Source organism: uncultured Veillonella sp., from assembly GCF_963534045.1.
In the GTDB taxonomy this organism is placed as follows: Bacteria; Bacillota; Negativicutes; order Veillonellales; family Veillonellaceae; genus Veillonella.
Map to the genome: position 1 here is coordinate 1 of NZ_CAUSQT010000065.1, position 5,415 is coordinate 5,415.

Consider the following 5,415-nt stretch of genomic DNA (forward strand, 5'->3'; position numbering starts at 1 on the left):
CCTTATCCATTCCAATCGTACAAGAGGCTTTGCATCGTAAGATTGATGTAGTAAGCGAAGTAGAGCTTGCTTATGATGTTTGCAAATCTCCTATTTTAGGTGTTACTGGCACAAATGGTAAGACCACCACAACAACTCTATTAACGCAAGTTATGGAATCCACTGGCCTTCCTGTCAAGGTGGGCGGAAATATTGGTGATTCCCTAAGTGAAGCTGCGTATCATATGCCAGAAGGTGGTTATTTAGTAGCTGAACTATCTAGCTATCAATTAGAAACAATTAAGTCCTTTTGTCCATTAGGGGCTATTGTATTAAATGTCACGCCCGATCATTTGGCGCGTCATAAGACGATGGAAAACTATGCAGCGGCTAAAGCTCGTATTTTTATGAATCAAACTGCTGGTAATTTTGTTGTCCTCAATGATGATGACCCTATTGTGGCGGCTATGAAACAAGATGCTCACAGTACAATTCTTAGCATTAGCCAACATCATAAGATTGATAGTGGTGCGTATTTTAAAGGCAATACATGCTATGCTGTATCAGATGGCAAGGCTATTCCTGTTATTGATACAGAACATATCCATATTAAGGGTTCTCATAACATTGAAAATATATTGGCTGTAATTGCTTTAACATACGCTTTAGGTGTAGAGGTAGAGCATATTAAACATACTATTGAAGAATTTCATGGTGTAGAACACAGATTGGAACGGGTCACAACATTCCATGATGTAACATTCTATAATGACTCTAAGGCTACTAATACAGACTCTGTAGTGAAAGCTTTAGATGCCTTTGATAAACCTGTTATTTTATTGGCTGGTGGTCATGATAAGATGACGCCGTTAGAAGACTTCATGAATGTTGTAAAAGCACATACTAAAGAGGTCATTTTTATGGGGGAAGCAGCAGATCGATTTGAATCCGTTGCTGTGAAAATGGGCGTTCAAAATATTCATCGTGCACAGTCTATGAAAGAAGCTGTTGCATTAGGCTATCAATTAGCAAAAGCTGGAGATATTGTATTGCTTTCACCAGCATGTTCTAGCTTTGACTGGTATAGTTGCTTTGAAGAACGAGGCGACGATTTTAAAAACTGTGTTAAAGAATTAGAGGAAAGGGGCTAAGGGCGTGAAACGAATCATCATTTCTGGCGGTGGCACAGGTGGTCATATATACCCAGCCATTACGATATATAAGGAAATTATGAAACAGCAACCTGATGCTAAGGTCCTCTATGTGGGAACAGAACATGGTTTAGAAGCTAATCTGGTGCCGAAGGAGAACATTGATTTTGTTACATTACCTGTACAAGGTTTGCAGCGTAAACTTTCATTAGGTACGTTGGTAACAATGGGGAAAACAGCGCTTTCTCTTGTAAAGGCCAATTCGATTATTTCGGATTTTAAACCAGATGTTGTGATTGGTACAGGTGGCTATGTATGTGGTCCTATTTTAATGGCTGCAGCATTGCGTAATATCCCTACATTAATTCAAGAGCAAAATGTTATTGCTGGTATTACGAATAAAATCTTGAGCCGTTTTGTTGATATAGTCGCGGTTGGTTATAATGAAGCCGCAAAATCATTTAGCAAGGCGAAACGCGTCGTATATACAGGTAATCCAGTGCGTCCTGATGTACTCGTAGATTCTCGTGCAGAAGGTCGACAATTTTTTGGACTGTCTGATGATATATTTACAGTTCTTATTGCTGGTGGTTCTCGTGGTGCCCGTACTATTAATACGGCCATGGTAGATGTACATAAACATTTCCAAGGTAAACCGGGTATTAAGTTGATACACATTACAGGGAATGGGGAATATAATACTGTATTAGAGCAATTAGGAATTGACGATGGCACTGGTTTGGGTGAATCATCGTTGATTTTGCCATATTTACATGATATGCCTAAGGCACTAGCTGCTACGGATTTGGCCGTATTTAGATCTGGTGCTATCGGTCTTGCCGAATTAGCTGTACGTGGTATTCCATCTATATTAGTGCCATATCCTTATGCTGCAGAAGATCATCAAACGTATAATGCGCGCATTTTCGTACAAGAAGGAGCTGCGCATATGATTGTAGATAAGGTTTTGACGAGCCATGATTTAATTAGTGAAATCGAAATGTTTATGGCAAATCGTGAATTATTGGCTCAAATGGGGGCTAGTGCTTTACGTTTAGGAAAACCAAATGCAGCTCATGATATTGCTGAGTTAGCGTTATCTATTGCGAAATAGTTAAGGAGAGTAATTATGTTAGAAGGTATCCATAAGATTCATCTCATCGGTATAGGTGGATCTGGTATGCGCGCTATTGCGAATATTTTAATTCAAAAAGGATATGAAGTATCTGGTTCTGATGTAAAAGAATCTGATGTAATTGAACGTTTTAGACAAATGGGCGCTACCGTTCATATCGGTCATAATGCTGACTATGTACAAGGTGTAGATGCTGTAGTTCGTTCCACAGCCATTCGTGAGGATAATCCGGAAATCGTAGCAGCAAAGGAACAAGGCATCACTATTTTACATCGCTCTGACATTGTAAAAGCCGTATTAGATGTTACAAATGGTATTGCTGTAGCCGGTGCTCATGGTAAAACATCTACTACTTCGATGATTGGTCAAATTCTTGTAGAAGGACAAATGGAGCCAACTGTTATTATCGGTGGCGAAGTTGATTATCTAAAGGGGAGTAGTTGTTTAGGTAAAGGTGAATACTCTGTCGTAGAAGCTGATGAAAGTGATGGTTCTTTCTTAAAATTAAGACCTAAGACGATTGTTATTACAAATATCGAAGATGATCATATGGATCATTATAAGACGATGGAAAATCTATTGAATGCATTCTGTCAATTCGTTGAAACATTACCTGTCGATGGTAAAGCAGTCGTTTGTGGTGACAATGATAATATTCGTTATGTAATGGGCAAAGTGGAACGTCAATTTATCACATATGGTTTGGAAGAGACTAATGATTATGTGGCAAAAAATATTCATTATGAAGACAGTTCTCTTGTCTATGATGTAGTTCGTAAAGGTGAAACGTTAGGTCGTGTATCCTTGCGTGTACCAGGTAATCATAATGTGTTAAATTCTTTAGCATCTTTTATTGTGACTCATGAATGCTGTCATGTTCCAGTGCCAACTATTGTGAAAGCTTTAGGTAAATTCATCGGTGCTAAACGTCGTTTTGAAACAAAGGGGCATGTAGCAGGTGTATGGGTAGTCGATGATTATGCTCATCATCCAACAGAAATTAAAGCGACTTTAAAAGCGGCTAAGGAATTAGAAAAGCATCGTGTTATCTGCGTGTTCCAACCGCATCGCTATTCTCGTACATCCTTGTTGAAAGACGAATTTGCTACTGCTTTCACAAGTGCAGATGAAATCTATATGACAGATATATATAGTTCTGGAGAAGATCCTATTAGCGGTATTGATGGTCATACAATTCCAAATATTATTAGTGAAGTAACGCATCAACATGTAAATTATGTGGAAGATGTAAATGATTTGCCAGCCGTTCTTGCGAAGGTGGTACGACCAAATGATTTGGTTATTACTATGGGGGCAGGATCTATTAATCAATATGGTCCAAAGTTATTAGCATTATTGGAAGAAGGTTTACAATGAAAGATAAACATATCATCGTATTAATGGGTGGTCCATCTGCTGAGGCTGAAGTATCTCGTAGAACTGGCGCAGCCATCGCAGAGGCTTTAATTAGCAAGGGGTATCACGTTTCCACATTAGAACTAAATCCTCGCACTGTATTACAAGATATTGAAAACCTAAAGGGCGATGTTGTATTTAATGCGATTCATGGACGTTATGGTGAAGATGGCGCTTTGCAAGGTGCATTAGAGATGGCTGAAATCCCATATACAGGATCTGGCATTATGGCACATTCTGTAGGGATGAATAAAAAAGTAAGTAAAGATGTGTTTAAAGGTGCTCATATTCCTACGGCAGAATCTATTTCTTACAATGGTAATTTACAGTCGAAAGAAGATATTATTAAAGATATTGAAGCAAAATTCTCCTTGCCTGTAGTATTGAAACCAGCAACGCAAGGCTCTAGTATTGGCGTTACCATTGTAAAAGAAGAAGATCAATTGGCTAAGGCTGTTACAGAGGCGCTTACATATGACCCAATTCTTGTGGTGGAACAATATTTAAATGGTCGTGAATTTACTGTTTCTGTATTGGACGGTAAGGCATTGGCTATCATTGAAATCAGACCTCATTCTGGTGAATATGATTACGCTAGTAAATATACGGCAGGCGCTACTGATTATTTAGTACCGGCTCCAATTAGTGCAGATATGACAAAAGATATGCAAGCTATTGGCGAGCTTGTGTATCGTGAAGTACAAGCGAGTGGGGCTATTCGCGTTGATGTCATGACTGATGATAAAGACAATATGTATGTATTGGAATACAATACGATTCCAGGTATGACAGCTACTTCTTTGGTGCCAAAGGCTGCTAAAGAGGTGGGCATAGATTTTCCTGAATTATGTGAAAAAATCTTATTAACAGCAGGTTATGGGAAGTTTTAAATGCTGTAGTATGTAAGGAGAGTAGTTATGGATGATTTTAAGCAACATCCACCCAACTCAAATCAGATAGATGCGGAGCATCATAGACCCGACTTTCTTCATCCTGAGACTGAGCCAATCCACAAGGATGATGGAGATTCAATACATAATAGTGAGCGTGAATTAGCTCGTAAACGTAAACAAGAGAAAGCGGAGGTTAGAAAGAAGTTTCTAAAAATAGGTGGTGTTGTAGCCATCGTGTTGTTAGGCTTATTTAATCTACCGATTCCACTTGGATCTATTAAAGTTATTGGATCTGATAAGGTCACTGTACAGGATGTAGAGGTTGCTGGTGATATTGGGGAACCAGTGAATGTACTTCGTATCAATAGAGAGAACTTGCGACACCGATTATCAAAGGATCTCCGTATTGAAGATGCGCAAATTAGTTACGAATTGCCATTAACAATGGTGGTCCGGGTAGTCGAGCGTAAGGCTATTGCTGTGATACCAGCTCAATTTGGGTATCTAACCTTGGATAAGAATGGGCAAGTGATTGCGTCTGATAGTGTAATTGAAGATACTACGGTGCCTATGATTTCCGGTGTTAAGGGTGGTAATATACTGCTAGGTGATGTGGTTACCGATAAGCCGATTGTACAGGCTCTTGATTATTTGCGCGCCTTAGATGATGATACATTTAAGCAAATTGCAGAAATCAATATCGGTGATCCTAATAATATGATGGCGTATACCGTCTCAGGTATACAGATTCGACTAGGTGATGGCGAAGATTTGAAAAGCAAAGCTGATTTAACAGCGTCTATGCTAAAAGATTTACCTAAGAGTCAAGGTAATGTTCAAT

At 39.0% G+C, this 5,415-nt stretch carries 5 protein-coding genes; all 5 read left to right on the forward strand.

Annotated features, from left to right (window positions below; genetic code table 11):
- Positions 1-1,130: UDP-N-acetylmuramoyl-L-alanine--D-glutamate ligase (gene murD / locus RYP29_RS08020; protein WP_311532994.1), on the forward strand; the 1,130-nt coding region annotated here is incomplete at its 5' end.
- Between the two features lie 4 nt (positions 1,131-1,134).
- On the forward strand, positions 1,135-2,244 hold the full coding sequence (murG, locus tag RYP29_RS08025; RefSeq protein ID WP_311532995.1) for an undecaprenyldiphospho-muramoylpentapeptide beta-N-acetylglucosaminyltransferase: 1,110 nt from the start codon (positions 1,135-1,137) through the stop codon (positions 2,242-2,244).
- A gap of 15 nt (positions 2,245-2,259) precedes the next feature.
- Positions 2,260-3,642 (forward strand): UDP-N-acetylmuramate--L-alanine ligase, encoded by a 1,383-nt coding sequence (gene murC, locus RYP29_RS08030; RefSeq protein WP_311532996.1) that lies wholly within the window; start codon positions 2,260-2,262, stop codon positions 3,640-3,642.
- The gene (locus RYP29_RS08035; protein ID WP_311532997.1) at positions 3,639-4,571 is read left to right on the forward strand and encodes a D-alanine--D-alanine ligase; all 933 of its coding nucleotides are present in this window, start codon (positions 3,639-3,641) and stop codon (positions 4,569-4,571) included. Before murC ends, RYP29_RS08035 begins: the two co-directional genes overlap by 4 nt.
- 27 nt (positions 4,572-4,598) lie before the next feature.
- Positions 4,599-5,415 (forward strand): FtsQ-type POTRA domain-containing protein (locus RYP29_RS08040; protein ID WP_311532998.1); only part of this gene is annotated, 817 nt, incomplete at its 3' end.